The sequence below is a fragment of the Bacillus sp. 05T31 genome (genome assembly GCF_056396725.1).
The window spans coordinates 1-470 of record NZ_JBFTMA010001358.1 but is presented as its reverse complement, the minus strand read 5'-3'; the positions used below and the strand labels follow the sequence as shown (position 1 = coordinate 470).

Genomic DNA, 470 nt, shown 5'->3' with positions numbered 1-470 from the left:
GTTTAGAAACGGTAGCCTCTGCAACAGGTATTGTACGTGTTGCTATGCAACAAATACAAGAGACAGATAAAGAAAGTGTTTTACGTTCTATGTTAGCAGAAGAAGGGCTTATTACATCAAAAGATGTGTTTGAAGCGCTTGGACAAGGTGATGAACTAGCAGGTGAAGTAGTGGAAAAAGTAGCTTCTTATTTAGGATTAGCTGTAGCGAACCTTGCTAGTACGTTGAACCCAGAGAAAATCGTAATTGGTGGTGGCGTATCTAAAGCTGGAGATTCACTATTAGAGCCAATTCAACGTTATTTCGAGCAATATGCTTTCTCTCGTGCTGTAAAGAGTACGAAGTTAGCAATTGCAATACTTGGTAATGATGCAGGTGTAATTGGAGGAGCGTGGCTTGTAAAAAAGCACAAATACGAGGCGAAGATGATATAAGTAGTGAATAATGAAAAGAGGAAGGGGCCCCCGTCC

Annotated in this window: 1 protein-coding gene; it reads left to right on the top strand. The window is 40.9% G+C overall.

The features are described from left to right. On the top strand, nucleotides 1-434 hold a 434-nt coding region (locus AC1DJR_RS33295), incomplete at its 5' end, for an ROK family protein (RefSeq protein ID WP_477004600.1). Nucleotides 435-470: the final 36 nt, after the last annotated feature.